Origin of the sequence: Arenicella xantha, from assembly GCF_003315245.1 — a bacterium.
Taxonomy (GTDB): domain Bacteria; phylum Pseudomonadota; class Gammaproteobacteria; order Arenicellales; family Arenicellaceae; genus Arenicella; species Arenicella xantha.
This window is the reverse complement of record NZ_QNRT01000010.1, coordinates 1-15,315: the sequence shown is the minus strand read 5'-3', so window position 1 is coordinate 15,315 and position 15,315 is coordinate 1. Positions and strand designations below refer to the sequence as shown.

Annotated in this window: 17 protein-coding genes; 12 read left to right on the top strand and 5 right to left on the bottom strand. The window is 43.8% G+C overall.

From position 1 onward, the window contains the following. Nucleotides 1-20 precede the first annotated feature (20 nt). From DFR28_RS18755 to DFR28_RS18740, 4 genes are all read left to right on the top strand, one after another. Entirely contained in the window at nucleotides 21-200 is a 180-nt protein-coding gene (locus DFR28_RS18755; protein ID WP_113955940.1) for a hypothetical protein, read from the top strand. A gap of 96 nt (nucleotides 201-296) precedes the next feature. Further along, nucleotides 297-515, top strand: a complete 219-nt coding sequence (locus DFR28_RS18750) for a (2Fe-2S)-binding protein (RefSeq protein ID WP_113955939.1) — start codon at nucleotides 297-299, stop codon at nucleotides 513-515. A 128-nt stretch (nucleotides 516-643) separates the two neighbouring features. Then, nucleotides 644-1,108 carry a bacterioferritin gene (gene bfr / locus DFR28_RS18745; protein WP_113955938.1) on the top strand — a complete coding sequence of 155 codons (465 nt, stop codon included), beginning with the start codon at nucleotides 644-646 and terminating at the stop codon, nucleotides 1,106-1,108. 178 nt (nucleotides 1,109-1,286) lie between these two features. Then, complete coding sequence (locus DFR28_RS18740) at nucleotides 1,287-2,255, top strand: DMT family transporter (protein ID WP_113955937.1); 969 nt, start codon at nucleotides 1,287-1,289, stop codon at nucleotides 2,253-2,255. 67 nt (nucleotides 2,256-2,322) lie between these two features. On the opposite strand, the gene DFR28_RS18735 is transcribed toward DFR28_RS18740, so the two are convergent. Next, on the bottom strand, nucleotides 2,323-2,739 hold the full coding sequence (locus DFR28_RS18735) for a hypothetical protein (protein WP_113955936.1): 417 nt from the start codon (nucleotides 2,737-2,739) through the stop codon (nucleotides 2,323-2,325). Nucleotides 2,740-3,087: 348 nt separating this feature from the next. On the opposite strand from DFR28_RS18735, the gene DFR28_RS18730 reads away from it, so the two are divergent. From DFR28_RS18730 to DFR28_RS18705, 6 genes are all read left to right on the top strand, one after another. Next, on the top strand, nucleotides 3,088-3,819 hold the full coding sequence (locus DFR28_RS18730) for a helix-turn-helix domain-containing protein (protein WP_113955935.1): 732 nt from the start codon (nucleotides 3,088-3,090) through the stop codon (nucleotides 3,817-3,819). A gap of 25 nt (nucleotides 3,820-3,844) precedes the next feature. Continuing rightward, entirely contained in the window at nucleotides 3,845-4,960 is a 1,116-nt protein-coding gene (locus DFR28_RS18725; protein ID WP_113955934.1) for a helix-turn-helix domain-containing protein, read from the top strand. Nucleotides 4,961-5,083: 123 nt separating this feature from the next. Continuing rightward, on the top strand, nucleotides 5,084-6,610 hold the full coding sequence (locus DFR28_RS18720; RefSeq protein WP_113955933.1) for an amidohydrolase family protein: 1,527 nt from the start codon (nucleotides 5,084-5,086) through the stop codon (nucleotides 6,608-6,610). 165 nt (nucleotides 6,611-6,775) lie between these two features. After that, nucleotides 6,776-7,216, top strand: a complete 441-nt coding sequence (locus tag DFR28_RS18715) for a hypothetical protein (RefSeq protein WP_113955932.1) — start codon at nucleotides 6,776-6,778, stop codon at nucleotides 7,214-7,216. 104 nt (nucleotides 7,217-7,320) lie between these two features. After that, a complete protein-coding gene (locus tag DFR28_RS18710) occupies nucleotides 7,321-7,575 on the top strand; it encodes a hypothetical protein (RefSeq protein WP_113955931.1) in 255 nt (84 codons plus the stop codon). Between the two features lie 48 nt (nucleotides 7,576-7,623). Beyond that, nucleotides 7,624-8,337 (top strand): hypothetical protein, encoded by a 714-nt coding sequence (locus DFR28_RS18705; RefSeq protein ID WP_113955930.1) that lies wholly within the window; start codon nucleotides 7,624-7,626, stop codon nucleotides 8,335-8,337. 13 nt (nucleotides 8,338-8,350) lie between these two features. On the opposite strand, the gene DFR28_RS19600 is transcribed toward DFR28_RS18705, so the two are convergent. The 4 genes from DFR28_RS19600 to DFR28_RS18690 form a co-directional block, all read right to left on the bottom strand. Beyond that, entirely contained in the window at nucleotides 8,351-8,650 is a 300-nt protein-coding gene (locus DFR28_RS19600; protein ID WP_147251066.1) for a hypothetical protein, read from the bottom strand. A 380-nt stretch (nucleotides 8,651-9,030) separates the two neighbouring features. Further along, the gene (gene groL, locus DFR28_RS18700; protein ID WP_113955929.1) at nucleotides 9,031-10,674 is read right to left on the bottom strand and encodes a chaperonin GroEL; all 1,644 of its coding nucleotides are present in this window, start codon (nucleotides 10,672-10,674) and stop codon (nucleotides 9,031-9,033) included. Nucleotides 10,675-10,841: 167 nt separating this feature from the next. Further along, nucleotides 10,842-11,129, bottom strand: coding sequence for a co-chaperone GroES (gene groES / locus DFR28_RS18695; RefSeq protein WP_113955928.1), 288 nt, complete (start codon nucleotides 11,127-11,129; stop codon nucleotides 10,842-10,844). 125 nt (nucleotides 11,130-11,254) lie between these two features. Further along, nucleotides 11,255-11,731 (bottom strand): FxsA family protein, encoded by a 477-nt coding sequence (locus tag DFR28_RS18690; protein ID WP_113955927.1) that lies wholly within the window; start codon nucleotides 11,729-11,731, stop codon nucleotides 11,255-11,257. 952 nt (nucleotides 11,732-12,683) lie between these two features. On the opposite strand from DFR28_RS18690, the gene DFR28_RS18685 reads away from it, so the two are divergent. Both DFR28_RS18685 and DFR28_RS18675 read left to right on the top strand, forming a co-directional pair. Further along, nucleotides 12,684-13,073 (top strand): hypothetical protein, encoded by a 390-nt coding sequence (locus DFR28_RS18685; RefSeq protein ID WP_147251065.1) that lies wholly within the window; start codon nucleotides 12,684-12,686, stop codon nucleotides 13,071-13,073. 788 nt (nucleotides 13,074-13,861) lie between these two features. Continuing rightward, on the top strand, nucleotides 13,862-14,854 hold the full coding sequence (locus DFR28_RS18675; RefSeq protein ID WP_113955924.1) for an SEL1-like repeat protein: 993 nt from the start codon (nucleotides 13,862-13,864) through the stop codon (nucleotides 14,852-14,854). Nucleotides 14,855-15,315 lie beyond the last annotated feature (461 nt).

The window sequence follows — 15,315 nt, the reverse complement described above, 5'->3', positions numbered from 1 at the left end:
TGACCACCGGACTACGATATATGGATACACCGTTAGAGCAATCACCAATTCTGGCGTTAATGAGTGAGTACACCAAAGTGCTTGAAGCTATTGCCTTAGCTCAACAGCAAGATGATCTGGACGCGGTTGCACGCTACCAAGCTGAGATGCATCGGTTAGCAGAGCAGATAGCCGAATTGCGAGAACTAAAGCCCGATTAACTTAATGTAAATAAGACTGATTCTCATTTACATTGGCATTCAGGCCTGATACATTGGCTGTATATTCGTTAAAGTCTCCAACTAAACAGTACCGCTATGTTTGTTTGCTTATGTAAATCGGTCACAGACCACCAAATACGTAACGCCGTCGATCAAGGTGTAACATCCTTTGATGCGATGCAAGCACACCTTGAAGTGAGCACCGTGTGTGGTGCGTGTACTTGTGAAGTGAAACAGGTGATGGAAAAGAAACTTCAAACTGAAGTGCATAAACACCGTAACGAAATCTTCCTTGGTGCGCCCGCATACCGCTAATTGACAAGCTCAAAGCCCAGCGCTGATCGAGCTATTACATCCTGGTACGTTCCAGCACATCTTAGTGTAATTTATGCTAAGATTTTTTGAACTATTACATTCTCACTCACATCTCTCGGACCGTTCAAATGAAAGGCGACGCTACTGTAATCGAATTCTTAAATAAGGCTCTCAAAAATGAATTGTCAGCCATCAACCAGTATTTCTTGCATGCGCGGATGTACAAGAATTGGGGTTTAGAGAAACTTAACGCCAAAGAATACGAAGAATCGATCGATGAGATGAAACACGCCGACATGTTGATCGAGCGCATCTTGATGATCGAGGGCCTGCCAAATTTACAAGACATTGGTAAGCTCTATATTGGGCAAAACGTATTGGAAATGCTGCAATGCGACTTACGCTTAGAAGAAGAAGCGATTCCACTGCTTAAAGAAGCGATTGCGTATTGTGAAACCGTGTCAGACTTTGTGTCTCGAGGAATTTTTTCATCTATTCTAGAAAGCGAAGAAGAGCATTACGATTGGCTGGAGACTCAAATCGAGTTGTTCCATAAAGTGGGCGAACAAAATTATCTACAATCGATGATGTAAATCGCAACGGGTTTAGAATGTAGTCTCAAAGCCGTTGTTGCGACGGCATTTTTGCAATCTCAGTTTTGATGCAGTTTTTCAATTTAAGCTTTTCTATTTAAGTTTCGTTGGGCCCAACAACCCTGAACCGAGCCGCCGCTATGAACACTCTGGCGTTGTGAGCATTGGTGTATAAGTTATGACAGACAAACCTTCTTCGCACGAAAATCCGACCATCGGATTCGGGCTTCTTTTCGCATTATTCGGTTATGCCGTATATTCGAGCCATGATGCGGTGGTCAAACATCTTAAGGACTATCACGTCTTTCAGATTGTGTTTTTTGCGATGTTGTTCAGCTACGTGCCATTTTCAATTGCGCGCATTATCAGCTCTAAACGCCTATCATTATCGCCGACTAACCCAGTGCTGCTCGCTACTCGAGCATTTCTACATGTGGCATCCTTATGCCTGTCGTTTTGGGCATTTTCAACGCTGCCTATGGTTGAAGCCTACGTATTATTGTTTTGTACGCCGCTGATTATTTCGGTGCTAGCGATATTTTTCCTAGGCGAGAAAATTGCTTTGTTTCGTTGGATCGCGATTATCATGGGTTTAGTGGGCGTGATTGTTGTGTTGCGCCCATCCGTGGATTCGATTCAAGTTGGCCACATGGCAGCACTTGCAGGGGCCTTTTGTGGCGCTGGAACCTCGGTCATCTCACGCAAAATAGGCGGAACCGAGAACATGGCAACAATGATTATGTTCCCATTGTTGGCCACGATTATGGTTTCGGGTATCGCTCTACCGTTTGTCTATCAGCCCATGCCGGTAACGGATTTAGGTTTAATGTTCTTGGTTGGTGCGTTGGGTTTACTTGGACAATATTCAGTTCTAACTGGGTATCGTAATGCTCCGGCGGCGTTTGTGGCGCCCATGCAATACAGTCAAATAGTCTGGGCAATAATCTTTGGTTATATGTTCTTTGGTGAATCAGTCGACCAATGGGTTCTGATCGGCTCAATGATTACTATATTATCGGGTATCGCGATTATTTGGCGCGAACGTACGGTGTCTAAAGTACAAGCTAACTTGAAGACCCGCAACGGACGTATGGTTGGCGCGCCAATGATGAAGAACACTGAACAGTCCGAGGAAGATTGGCTATAGCATGACGGCAGCTTGATTACAGTTCGGCTGTGAGTCTAGGCAGTTTGTTACGGCAATCGGCGCGCGCTTAATTAACCTCTTCTGGTGTGGCGCGTTTCCATTTAACGCGAGTACGTGGTCCCGACAAGGTCTTTGACCACAACTCTTTGTTGTTGCGTTTAAGTGTCAGTTCTACGTCCTCAACTTGCTGTGACTCTGGCACTAGCATGCGACCAATCCAACGTTTACGATCATCATTATAGGCCAGCATTGGATAGACTTTTGATCCGACTAGGCCGGGCGTCCAATCAGCTCGAACAATGACTCCCTCGAAACCTGATTCAGTTTGGGAAATCTCCATAAATACGGCCTCACCATTTTGCCGCCAGTAACCGATTAGTGCGTCTGTCGAATCTTGTGCGACAGCTGGTGAAGTTAAAAAGACTAATACAACCACTATAACTAACGGCCATATGCCGCCCCTGCTGACTCCTCTACCAGCCATATCACCAACCTCTTTGTTGTTCGAATATCCCCAGTCACCTAGTTACATTTTATTATTTGACCCTTCTCGCATCTAATTTGACCCTGTGTTATCGATGCAAGCTTTGTACTACGTTCTATACTTTGCAACCCTTCTACATTAGTGTCAAGTTGGGTATTTCAGAAAATACCCTTATTAATTAGACACTTGCCTTAGATGTTGTCAATCGGATTAGATATTTCCTATGCGCATCATTTCTCATGCTATAGGTCAACATGCTTTGTTACCAGCATCGACTTTCGATTATGCAAACTTGTCAGTACACTATAATCTCTTCTCTGGCACTAATTTGACTAACGATCTCATAGCATGGCGCGTTCAACTCACATCATCGATATTTTGAAATCTGAACTTCGCTCCAAGGGGATTCACTATAAGGATTTAGCGGATCGTTTAGAGTTATCGGAGTCGACTATTAAGCATATGTTTTCAACCAAAAATTTCTCGTTGAAGCGGTTGGATCGGATTTGTGAAATATTAGGATTGGAAGTCTCTGACTTGGTCAGAAAGCATGAAGCGCGAACGCCAAAAATCGAGCAGCTCTCGTTAGAAAATGAGAAGCAATTAGTGTCCGACGCGCCACTATTGTTAGTCGCGTACTGTGTGATCAATCAATGGTCTATCCACGATGTTTTGCATCGCTACAACTTGTCTGAGCCTGAATGCATTCGTTGCTTAGTGCAGCTTGACCGCATGAAGATGATTGAACTGTTGCCGGAGAATAAAATTAAGCTTTTGATTTCCAGTAACTTCACCTGGCACCGCAACGGGCCGATCGAACAGTTTTTTCGGCGTGAAGCGCAAGACCGTTTCTTAAGCGGTTCGTTTACTGGTGATCATGCAACGCGTGTCGTTAAGCTTGGCGACCTATCAGAAAAATCCATTTTGCAGCTCATCGAACGCATCGACGCCGTTGGTGATTACTATGACGAGCTAAGCAAAGAGGACGGCAAGCAACCGTTTGGTACACGTCACGGAACCAGCATGGTTTTGGCAATTAGAAAATGGGAATTCCACGCATTTAAGGCGTTTCAACGTTAGCACTACAACGTCTGCATAACCCACCATGTCGCAAACTCAGACTTTAATACTGGCCATTGGAGGGCTTCAGGGCTTTTTGCTATTCGCGCTTTTGGTGAGCGATAAGCGGGTTAACTACGCTAGTAAATTGCTCGGGTTACAATGTTTGTTAATGGCGACGACCTTTGTTTTGCCGCTAATCGTTGCCGCAGGGGAAAGTAGTTTTACAGGGTTGATTGGCTTCTTTGTTTTTTTGCCCGCCAGTTATGGCGCCCTTACCTATTTGTATTGCCGAACAGCCATTACTAGTTCATCGTTGAAACCCATCGATGCGCTGCATTTATTGCCCTTAGCCGTATGCTATTTGCTCAATTATGACATTCTGTTCTCGCCTAGCAAGGCGTTGAGCTTTGTCCGAATGGCTGACACCACATTGTTAAAGCATACCCTTACAAAAGTTGTTTTTTACGGTCAAACCGTCGTTTACTCGACGCTTTTGATAAGAATGGTCAGCCGCTACCAAACTAAAGCGAAACAAACCCTATCATCGTACAACCCAGATATTTTTAAGTGGCTATGGAGTTTGATCGCCTTCATGGTTTCGATATGGGGCTTAAAGATACTGTTCTATTTTATTAGTCGAGCGCCGATCGTCAATGTTTTGGCCGATTGCCTGTTGGTAATCATGGTTTACTTTATTGCCATTGTGCAATGGCGAAACCCGACTCTGTTTCAGATTCAGCAACTCACCACGCAAAGCGAGCAACCGGCGGAAAGTAGTAGTAAACCGCCAACGGATGGTTTATTAGACCAGGAGACTCGTTCAAGCGTGTTGAGGTTGGTGCAAGATCGAGTTCAACAGCAGGCGCTTTACCGTAATAGTGAACTCACCTTGGCAGCGCTTGCGGAACAAGTAGGTGTTAGTGTGCACCATCTGTCTGAAACACTAAATCAGTACGGCGGCAAAAATTTTAATCGTTTTATCAACGAATACCGAGTTGCTGAAGTGTGTCAGCAACTCGACCAAAACAGCGAAAGCAAATTGATTGACCTAGCATTGGACGCGGGGTTTGCATCTAAAAGCAGTTTCAATGCGATCTTCAAAAAGATCACCGGGCTAACCCCCAGCGCGTACCGTCGACAGTTGCCGTCAAAATCATGAACGGTATTTTTGCTGGGCAACGCGCTAGAACTATAATCTTGGACGTCTAGTTTTATAAGGCTGGACGCGCATGGTGAGCTTGAGTGTTGAAATAGAGCCATCAATAACCGATGGATTCTACTCATGTTAAAAACACTTTCGAAATGGCTGGTTGGCCTATTAATTTGCACCATACTTCTGGCATCGGCTTATTTACTTTGGTTTAAAAATGGTGTCAGCTTTATCTATGGCGCCCACACTGAAGTGGTCGATCATAGGGAATTTGCTTTGCCGATGAAGCTTACTGCTATTACCGACGTCAACGTGCTCTCGCCAGACGGCCAAACGATGCTTCCTAACCGTACCGTGGTAGTAGACAACGGAGAGATCACCTCGGTTACTGTAGGCGGCTCTATACCCGTTAATGCATTGGAGATTGATGGGCGTGGTAAATATATCATCCCAGGCTTAGTTGATTCACATGCGCATGTCTTGAAGAGTCACAACGACCTATTGCTTTACGTTGCCAACGGCGTTACGCATATTCGTGATTTGGGTGGGCCGCCTGAGCGCTTACAGTTGCGTGAAGAGATCGAGCAAGGGCGTGTTGGCCCGCGTATGTTTGTGTCATCACCGCCAATAGATTCGATGGGTCTGCTCGAAGGTGCCTTTTATGAAGTCATCACCTTCCATAAAAATACTCACAACGTAGAGCATGCAAAAAGCAGGGTAAGAGACTTTGCTAAGCAAGGTTACGACGCAATCAAAATCTACCATCTTGATATGCCCAGTTATCGTGCTGTGAATAAGGTAGCCGCCAAATTAGGAATACCAACCACCGGCCATTTCCCTTTAAGTTTTGAGTTGTCTGAACTTGCGGTAACGCAACAAACAGAAGTTGCTCATATTGAGGAAATAGTGCGTGTACTGATTCGAGAGTTCGGGTCAATCAATGACAAAGGCAGCGCCGCTTTCTATGCGCATGTTGAAGCGCGTAGTGATGAAATTATCGATGCCATATTGGCTAACGACATTACGGTGAATTCGGTATTGTGGTTTATGGAGAGTATTCACGACCAATTCAGCGACCTTGAGGCCGCGCTAAAAACGGTACAAATCGAATACGCCAACCCCGGCCTTGTTGAGGGAACTAAAGACTCTGAAGACTACAAAGTTGGCTGGTTGCCCACTTACAATCAATTTGAAGCGGTGAGTGACGCCACATCGAAAAACTACCAAAAGAATGATATTTTTTGGCAAGCTCGCGAGCAAGCACATCACATTCTGTTAAAAGCAATGGTAAGGCGTGGTGTTAAGATTGTCGCCGGCACTGACTCAGGCGCTAACTTAGTGGTGCCTGGCTTCTCACTACACGATGAATTAGAGTCGTTGCACAATGGTGGTATGAGCCCCGCGCAAACCTTAGCCTCTGCCACGCTAAACCCAGCCAAATTAATGAACAGCAATGCCGGAAGTATCGAAGTCGGCAGACGTGCGGATATGCTAATTCTAAATAAGAACCCACTCGTCGATATTAACAACACGCGTACTATCGAAACGGTGATTCTGAACGGGCGTGTGTACGGTCGTGGACAGCTCGACGCAATGCTCGCAGCAGTCAAGAAAGCCAATGACAATAGTCGAAAAATCAATATAGACGAATATCGGTAGTTGGCGCGTAGGGCTATACTCTATCTATTCTCCTCAGCGCCATTTCTGGCTATGCATGTGCTTGGAGTCTTTGGAGCAATAATGGGAGTTCAACAGTGAAGCCACTTTACCCGCATGTGCTTAGGGTTGGAGCTTTGCTCCAACTTCATACGTTAGAGACAGAATATGAGTGCAAAACAAATACTGTTAGATAGATTAATCGCTTTGCAAAACGAAGATGCTGAGCATGACCCTGTTGTGAGTTTGGATGAGTACTTTTATAAGAATGATGACGAGTGGTCAATAGCACCAAATAACTGGGGAGATGGGCGACCATCGATAAAAGATATTTACGCTCGATTTAAAAAAATCGAATCTCGCCCCGATGTGCAAGGTGTATACGTTGGGCTGCATGGTGATTGGATGGAATCTCAAGATGATGAAGAAAGTTGGCCTTCAGCGGAGAATATTCATGTAATTTCATCTGCTTCTCAGTTTGCGGTTGAAGGGTGGGTCGAAGGAATGGAGGCGGATAGTGTTGGTGCAGATGGTTGGCCTTATGGGAAGCATAAACTGGCACCGGAACCAGCACTAGATTACTATCTTTACACAGTGTACTGGGATTGAGAAAGTCTCTACAATTTCTAAACTAGTGCGTACTGCGTGTGTTCGAATGTTCAGACAATACGTGCTTGCGTTTAAGGGCGGCATATCCACGAGGTTAATAGTTAATGGAACAGTCAGAAGTACTTAACAAAATTCTGGAAAATCAGGAAGCGCAAATTTTGATGCAAAGAGAGTCTTTGGATATTCAGAAACAGCTCTTTGATTTAAATAAAGCCAACTTTGAACGTATAGACAAAATACAAGACAGAAGCGAGCAGATACAAGAAAAAGCCAGTGCTATACAAAATAAAGCAATATGGGTTTTGCGCTTGTTAATTCCTATTGGTCTAATAGCGGTAGCGTTCATTGTCTGGGGTTAGAAGATTACACTCCGTTGTATGGTCATTGGGCATGAGGAGTAGTTAGCTATGGAGAAATTAATACTCGATATTAGATTCTTTTCAAATGTGGAAGAAATTGCTGCAGGCGATTTTAAGAATAGTTTTGAAATTCCAAAGAGCGCTCACGCAATAGGGGCCAGGGTTGCCCGAAAATTGCGTGAATTAAAATTCGCTCTGGACGGTTTTGACCATGTCTATGTGAATTTCACGACCGAGATGAAAGAGCATGATGTTGGTATTTCTAGAAAGGCATCAGCCGAAAGCTGGTTCAAGTATTTTGATGTTGGTATAGATAAGCAGACAGTAAATGAATTTACCAAGGTGGAGCTGCTGGATTTTGTAGAAGAATATACATTCAAAGTACTAAGCTTAATATGCTCCGAAAATCAGCGTCACATTCTTGACGATGTAAAGGCGCTGATTGTTGAGAAAAAAACAGAATTAGAAATTCTGCATAAACATAAAGAAACGAAATCATACGAAGTTAAAATCTCATATCAAATAAGACCTAACGGATCTAATGATTCAAGGGCTAATATATATTACCGCGACAAAAAATCAGGAAAAGAGTTCACCTCGCATATCGATCTAGAACTATACGAAGACGTATTCTCTTTGGTTGCCGGTGTTTCCGTACAACAAGGAAAAATTAACTTAAAGCCTCGGTCGTCATTTCCTGCAGGTTCTTATAATAAAAAGTACCGCGTCCCAATATCAATTGAAATTGAACAACAGGCCTAAAATTGGAACCGGTTCAGCGTTTTTTGCAGCGTGGGCGCTCGATATATATGGCTAAATCTTTAACGGCTATATCCTTAGTCCTATTATTCTCATGAGCAGGAGAGTTCGGCTCATTCCACAGTTCTGCTTTATTCAAGCCGTCAAAGAATATAATTGTTTTAGCATCGCATTCGCTTGTCGCGGACAACTTCTTTAAGAAAGAATATGCATGGCTGATTGATGCTAATAAAGATTCAGCTTGGATAGGCCAAGCGTGTTCATATTCATTTGGAAAAGAGGAGTATGAATATCTATACATATCATCACTGCTCACGGAGAAATTCTCCGAAGCATTCTCTGAGGATGCAGAATTCCAAGTATGTTTGGTCGGTCAAGGGCCAAAGGGGAGAGAGCATTACCTACTCACGGCTGCTAATACTGAGAATGCAATTTATTATATTGCTACAATTTAAGGCATTTAAAAGGTTAGTAAGATAACAGGCTCGAAGAATTTGCTTCGTTTCGATTTACTCAGTGCATGCGGAAGACGCGTTGCCCAATTTATAAATAACCAGTCAGGCCGCAAAAAATATTGTTTAAACTTTAAGAATGTTCTGTTAGCGCTAATTCGAATTTTTGAATAGGGTGTTTGACAATAAAAAAAGCCCCGCTGATTGCTCAGCGAGGCTCTTTTTTGATCGGTAAATGATCGGCTTACATCATGCCGCCCATTCCGCCCATTCCGCCCATATCAGGCATGCCGCCTCCGGCGCCTGCTTCTTGCGGTACATCTGTGATCATTACTTCAGTAGTGATAATCATGCTGGCAATTGACGCCGCGTGCTGTAAGGCTGTGCGAGCAACTTTAGTTGGATCAAGAATACCCATCTCAATCATGTCGCCGTAATCACCAGTACCTGCGTTGTAACCGTAAGTTCCTTTGTGGTTGCGAACTTCATTAAGTACTACTGAAGCATCGTCACCACCGTTAGAAACGATTTGACGTAGAGGAGCTTCGAGCGCTTTAACAATCGCTTTTACACCAGCGTCTTGATCTGCGTTGTCGCCTTTTACTTTAGCAACTGCAGCCAAGGTGCGGATCAAGGCGACGCCGCCGCCAGGTACCACGCCTTCTTCAACAGCAGCACGAGTAGCATGCAATGCATCTTCAACGCGAGCTTTCTTCTCTTTCATTTCGACTTCAGTCGCAGCACCAACTTTGATCAATGCAACGCCGCCAGCGAGTTTAGCAACACGTTCTTGCATCTTCTCTTTGTCGTAATCAGAGCTTGATTCTTCGATTTGCGCGCGAATTTGATTAACGCGATCTTCGATTTGCTTGGCTTCGCCCATACCATCAATGATAGTCGTGTTCTCTTTAGAGATTTGCACACGCTTAGCAGAACCTAGGTCTTCCATTGTGATGGTTTCAAGGCTCATGCCGACTTCTTCTGAAATCACACGGCCACCAGTCAAGATAGCAATGTCTTCTAGCATGGCTTTACGACGATCGCCAAAACCTGGTGCTTTAACAGCACACACTTTTACGATGCCACGAATGTTGTTAACAACCAAGGTTGCTAGTGCTTCGCCTTCAACATCTTCAGCAACGATCAACAATGGACGACCGGCTTTAGCTACGGCTTCTAGCGTTGGTAATAGGTCACGGATGTTAGAAATTTTCTTGTCATGTAACAACACAAGAGGGCTTTCCAGATCAGCGATCATGGTGTCTTGCTTGTTAGCAAAGTACGGTGACAAGTAGCCACGGTCGAACTGCATGCCTTCAACCACTTCAAGCTCGTTCTCTAAGCTTTGGCCTTCTTCAACAGTAATAACACCTTCTTTACCCACTTTGTCCATGGCTTCAGCGATGATGTTACCGACTGACTCATCGGAGTTAGCCGAAATGGTGCCTACTTGAGCGATTTCTTTAGCGTTTTCACATGGCTTAGAAAGTTTTCTAAGCTCTTCAACCGCACAAACAACCGCTTTATCGATGCCGCGCTTAAGGTCCATTGGGTTCATGCCCGCTGCTACGGCTTTCAAGCCTTCCTTAACCATTGCTTGCGCTAAAACAGTGGCAGTAGTTGTTCCGTCACCGGCTACGTCATTGGTTTTTGAAGCAACTTCTTTCACCAATTGTGCGCCCATGTTTTCGAACTTGTCTTCAAGTTCGATTTCTTTAGCAACCGACACACCATCTTTAGTAATGGTAGGCGCGCCGAATGACTTATCAAGAACCACATTGCGGCCTTTAGGGCCAAGGGTTACTTTAACGGCGTCTGCTAAAATGTTAACACCGGCCAAAATCTTGGTCCGTGCGTCATCACCGAATTTTACGTCTTTTGCTGACATATCAAATTCCTCTAATTAATTCGTTTAAAAATTTCTATACTTTCTAGACCGCAAAGGATCCAGTATTTTTCTCAAGCAAGGCGGGAAATTGCATAAGTCGGGAGCGTACTGATGTACGCGCCCCTAGCAGCAATTTTCACAACGCAGCGTGAGGGATAAAGCGTGATTTACTCTACAACGCCGACGATATCGTCTTCGCGCATTACAAGTAGTTCTTCGCCATCAACTTTTACTTCAGTGCCAGCGTATTTGCCGAACAAAACTTGGTCGCCAACTTTGACGTCCAATGGTCGAACATCACCGTTTTCTAAAATTTTTCCGTTACCAGCGGCGATGATCTCGCCTTGGACTGGTTTTTCTTTGGCTGAGTCGGTCAGAATGATGCCGCCAGCAGATGTTTTTTCTTCTTCATTGCGTCGTACAAGAACGCGGTCGTGAAGTGGACGAATAGACATTCGTTTTGCCTCCAGTAAATAGTTAATTAAGTGTTAAACAAGCGGGGTCTGCTTAATTAGCACTCGCCCCTAGGGAGTGCTAATAATATGGACGAACCTTGTAAAGTCAACCCCGATACGGGTATTTATTTTGTGTCGTCAGATGGGGAAGTGTACTCGCCATCTATGACATTGCCATGATCGTTGGAACGGCTGTCGTAAGCGCGAGTTTGACTGCCCCGGAACTCATAGCGCACGGTTTGGTTAGCCAGGGCTCTTCTTGCAACCCAGTTGACTATCGCGATTCGAATGGGCGGAACTAACAGTGCAAATCCGAGTATGTCAGTGATGAAACCGGGTGTTAGTAACACTGCGCCGGCTACCAGTAGAGCAACGCCTTCAACCATTTGTTGTGCTGGCACTCGCCCGGCTTGAGCTTCTTCTTGCAATTTAGCCAGCGTGGCAATGCCTTGCTGTTTTACCAAGTAGGCGCCTAACATGGCGGTGAGTAGTGAAAACCCAACCGTGTTTAAAATACCGATAACGCCGGCGACGCGGATAAGGGCACTTATCTCGAGTATCGGCATGCCGATAAAGAGGAATAGGATAAGAAGAAGAGGCATAGAAACGGTATGCGGGCGAACTCGAGAGTTTCAAGTCATTTGTGTGATTTTATTTACGTCTACACAAGCTTTGGTTGGGTAGTACCAATACCGGTATTACTCTTATTTCCTGCAGGCCGCTTCAATGGTCGCACGTATAAACTCATTCTTACCCATGCCAGAGGCAGCAACAGCCTCATTAAGGCGATCAAACTCTCATATTTGTTGAACTGAATAGCCATGGTTTTGTATTTGCGAGGAGCTTTTGGGTCGTTGCGCTATCGTTAAAAACGTGAAGTACGTCTAGCAGCTTAACGTGGTTTTTAGCACTCAGTCGCAAGTGACCCCTAGATGATGGTTCTCTTGATACAGATTTTTTAAAGATTCTAAATAAGAGTTTGAAGCCTTAAGGCACTGGATAATCTTCAACGAAAATTGTCCAAGGCCTTAAAAAAAGGGAAATAAAGCCGCTCTACGCTTCTTCAAAAAGTATTTTTTAGGGCCAGACGCCGGGAGTCACTTAATTCCCCTCGGCGCATATATTGGGAGACTTGCGACAAGACTTCATTCTGTTAATTTTGGGGCTATTAGTTCTAGTTATTTCCTAACTAGGTGGTTTTCTTTAAGTAGTAACGCCTCGGGCGGGGGGTATCGTTCGTGACATAAGGCCAAACACAATTTACGTCAACCCAAACATAACGGACGTTGGTAGACTGACAGCTATAATTATACGTGAGGGGAGCCATTTGGAAGGTACAGGCCATCAACGAGTGTTTCAAGTTGATAGTTTAGTGCGTAGTTATGGCAATCGTTTTGCAGCGAATGCAGTATATGGGCAACAGCGTGTAGTAGATTTTGTAAGATCAAATGGTTTTGAGTCAACATCGCAGAATGCATCTACTATTAGCTGTGCAGCAGTTCTAAGTCAGCCCAGATCATGTTGAAATACAGAGAGTTCAGCCCAGCCAGAAATATGCGTAGAAAAATTCTTATGTTTTTTAAGTCGATGTTAGTGATGGTTCCCTTGGTATGGTCTATGGCGTGTACTTATAATGAATTAGTTGCAGAGAATTCAAAGCTGGCATTTACATCTTCTATACCAATGCCCGGTACTTATGGTGCTGTTGAATGCTCTAAGGGGTTTGAAGCCGGTACTATCAAGTCAGCAAGCAGGCGTTTTTACGTTTGTTTTGAACCTATTCCGAACGATATTTTGATAGAAGCGCTCCCTAAGTATAAAATTTATCTTTCAGTATTCGAAAACGGAACTGCGCGACTGTGTGATGAACTGGTGCCATATCAAGTTGAGCTCTCGATTGGTATTCTTTCACACCACATTGTTGCTGAGGAGTGTTACCCGTAAAGCGATAGGTTCGTTGGTGAGATGGCAGCACCGGAGCTCTACAACTGCTTTAGCATGGCCATACACTAGTAAAAAAGGAGTTGAGCTCTCGGCCATTTAAAGCCGGCGTTTATGACCCAAGCGAGGGAGTGGGGCTTTTCTAGGGGGACTTTACTTTCCAGATACTGTTTGCTGGAAGATAATTGGGTTACTAGCCGGAGAGTAACTATCCTTTGTTATTGAAATTATTGCTCCGAAAATTTCAAGCGGATCCATGGAGTAAAACAGTTGCTAAGAGCAAAAGGCTGACGCCTGACTCCTATTAAGACTAAGGTCTGAATTCAATTTCAAAGCCTCGCTACTCGCGGGGCTTTTTTGTATATTGTTTTCTTCTAAATAAAATATCTAGGGGGAGAAATGAAAGTTATTGTTTTATTGATAGGTTCTTTGATGATGTTCGTTTGTACACCTGATTCGCATGGCAAGCAACCATTGTCAGACGAAAATAATCCAAGCCTTAAATAAGAAAAATATCAAAATATCAGGGAATACTAAACGGTGGCCGATGCAGGTTACTCTTGTAGGTGTCCATCAGGTAACTAGCTTCAAATACCAAGTATTTTATTGTTATAAGGCGACAGTGAATGACCGTCAGAGAGAGGGGTGCTCTGACGACATTCATCTTTTAGCATTAGAAAATGATAAGTGGATAATTGATCAAAAACACGGCGATTGGACAGTAATTGATTGAAGCCCGACTCTATATTATTATAATGCCGCTGCAAGCAGCATAAAATCAGGAGATTAAATTGAAGAAAAAAGGACTTATTGTAATTGCTTTTATTGTTTTGGTTGCTGGTGTAACTGCAAGCTTCCTCTTCTCAAATACTGACCAAAAGAATTTTTCTGGGTCACCTACACTCGAAAAAAATTCATCAATTACAAAGCCCAGTACTCCGGACGAGGTGATTTTGAATTCTTCCCCCCCCCCCGCTGTGGCGGATGAAGAATATGAGAATAAACTTCAAGAAAACGATTCGATAGGAGATGGTAACTCAAACTCGGAAAAATCAAATCAGATACAAGAGATTGGGGTTTATCGAGATTCTCCTGCGGTCTTGTCAGATGCATTCGATGAACTCAAATCTTCTGCAGATGCAGGTGATCTCAATGCCGCATATCAGCTGGGAGAGCTACTGCAAATATGTGCTCTCGAACCTAAAACAGAGACCGAATATACTGAGGCAATAAGCAAGCACTTTGAATCACCAATAGAAAGAGCGGATGAAGGTTACAAACTTTGCAAAGGAATAACTCAGGAACAGTTGGCGTTATCCACAAAATACTTGGAACAAGCAGCTGAAGGAGGCGATATTGAAGCGATGCTCAGTTTTTTTCGAGCGACTCCACTGGAAATTGAAAACTATAACGATAGTTATAAACCAGGCAGTATTTCAGAGAAAAAGTATTTGGAATCACTATTTGAAAGAAAGGTGACGTATTTAAACTCTGCAGTGGATCAAGGGAACATAGACGCGGCAATAGCATTGGGGATTTCTTACAGTGACGAAACAGCACCAACAGCGACAGGCTACGACATAGAGAAAGCTTTAGAAAATTTGATGCTTGCTGATTTAATGGACCCTGGTGGGACGAACATCGGGGCTTACATCAAGTATCTTGCCGAAAAAACACCAATACACATTTTTGAAAGTGTTCAACGCAAGACTCAAAAAAGGTTTGAAAATTCATTCAGTGGAAAGCAGTTCACGTACGTAGATAAACCCAACAAAAGGAAATAATTGATCATGATGAATAAGAAAACACTGGCAGCACTAGCAATTGCAATCCCTTTAATAGTTTTTGCCAGAGAGGTATCACATGATGCAAATGGCTCACCGTACGATGCTAGCTCTCTTTTTGAAGCGAGCATAATCATAAAGACGGAGGTAAATCAAAGCGTAGATAGATGGAGGGATGGAGACCGAGTTTATCTTACACAAGGTAATCTCAAAAGCACTTATATATATCGAGCGAATGGAAACTGGACATCAGGGGGAGCGACTAGACTTCTTCCAAAATGGAAACATAAGAAAACACCATAATCGACGCCCGCCTGTTTTTGAGCTAACCAAGCAGCTAAGAGGTGCAAGCTTCTGCCCCTCTTAAGAGAGTGTAAATCTAACTGTGTAAATGCCATTGGTTGGGATTTAAATATAGTCAGTTAGTCGATCCTCAAACTCGATCATAAATCGGTTGAGAG

Excerpts from the sequence above, each read along its gene's own strand:
- DFR28_RS18750 (WP_113955939.1), top strand. The coding sequence starts at position 297 with ATGTTTGTTTGCTTATGTAAATCGGTCACAGACCACCAAATACGTAAC.
- DFR28_RS18715 (WP_113955932.1), top strand. The coding sequence starts at position 6,776 with ATGAGTGCAAAACAAATACTGTTAGATAGATTAATCGCTTTGCAAAAC.
- DFR28_RS18705 (WP_113955930.1), top strand. The coding sequence starts at position 7,624 with ATGGAGAAATTAATACTCGATATTAGATTCTTTTCAAATGTGGAAGAA.
- DFR28_RS18685 (WP_147251065.1), top strand. The coding sequence starts at position 12,684 with ATGCGTAGAAAAATTCTTATGTTTTTTAAGTCGATGTTAGTGATGGTT.
- DFR28_RS18720 (WP_113955933.1), top strand. The coding sequence starts at position 5,084 with ATGTTAAAAACACTTTCGAAATGGCTGGTTGGCCTATTAATTTGCACC.
- bfr (WP_113955938.1), top strand. The coding sequence starts at position 644 with ATGAAAGGCGACGCTACTGTAATCGAATTCTTAAATAAGGCTCTCAAA.
- groL (WP_113955929.1), bottom strand. The coding sequence starts at position 10,674 with ATGTCAGCAAAAGACGTAAAATTCGGTGATGACGCACGGACCAAGATT.
- groES (WP_113955928.1), bottom strand. The coding sequence starts at position 11,129 with ATGTCTATTCGTCCACTTCACGACCGCGTTCTTGTACGACGCAATGAA.
- DFR28_RS18690 (WP_113955927.1), bottom strand. The coding sequence starts at position 11,731 with ATGCCTCTTCTTCTTATCCTATTCCTCTTTATCGGCATGCCGATACTC.
- DFR28_RS18710 (WP_113955931.1), top strand. The coding sequence starts at position 7,321 with ATGGAACAGTCAGAAGTACTTAACAAAATTCTGGAAAATCAGGAAGCG.
- DFR28_RS18730 (WP_113955935.1), top strand. The coding sequence starts at position 3,088 with ATGGCGCGTTCAACTCACATCATCGATATTTTGAAATCTGAACTTCGC.
- DFR28_RS18725 (WP_113955934.1), top strand. The coding sequence starts at position 3,845 with ATGTCGCAAACTCAGACTTTAATACTGGCCATTGGAGGGCTTCAGGGC.
- DFR28_RS18755 (WP_113955940.1), top strand. The coding sequence starts at position 21 with ATGGATACACCGTTAGAGCAATCACCAATTCTGGCGTTAATGAGTGAG.
- DFR28_RS18735 (WP_113955936.1), bottom strand. The coding sequence starts at position 2,739 with ATGGCTGGTAGAGGAGTCAGCAGGGGCGGCATATGGCCGTTAGTTATA.
- DFR28_RS18740 (WP_113955937.1), top strand. The coding sequence starts at position 1,287 with ATGACAGACAAACCTTCTTCGCACGAAAATCCGACCATCGGATTCGGG.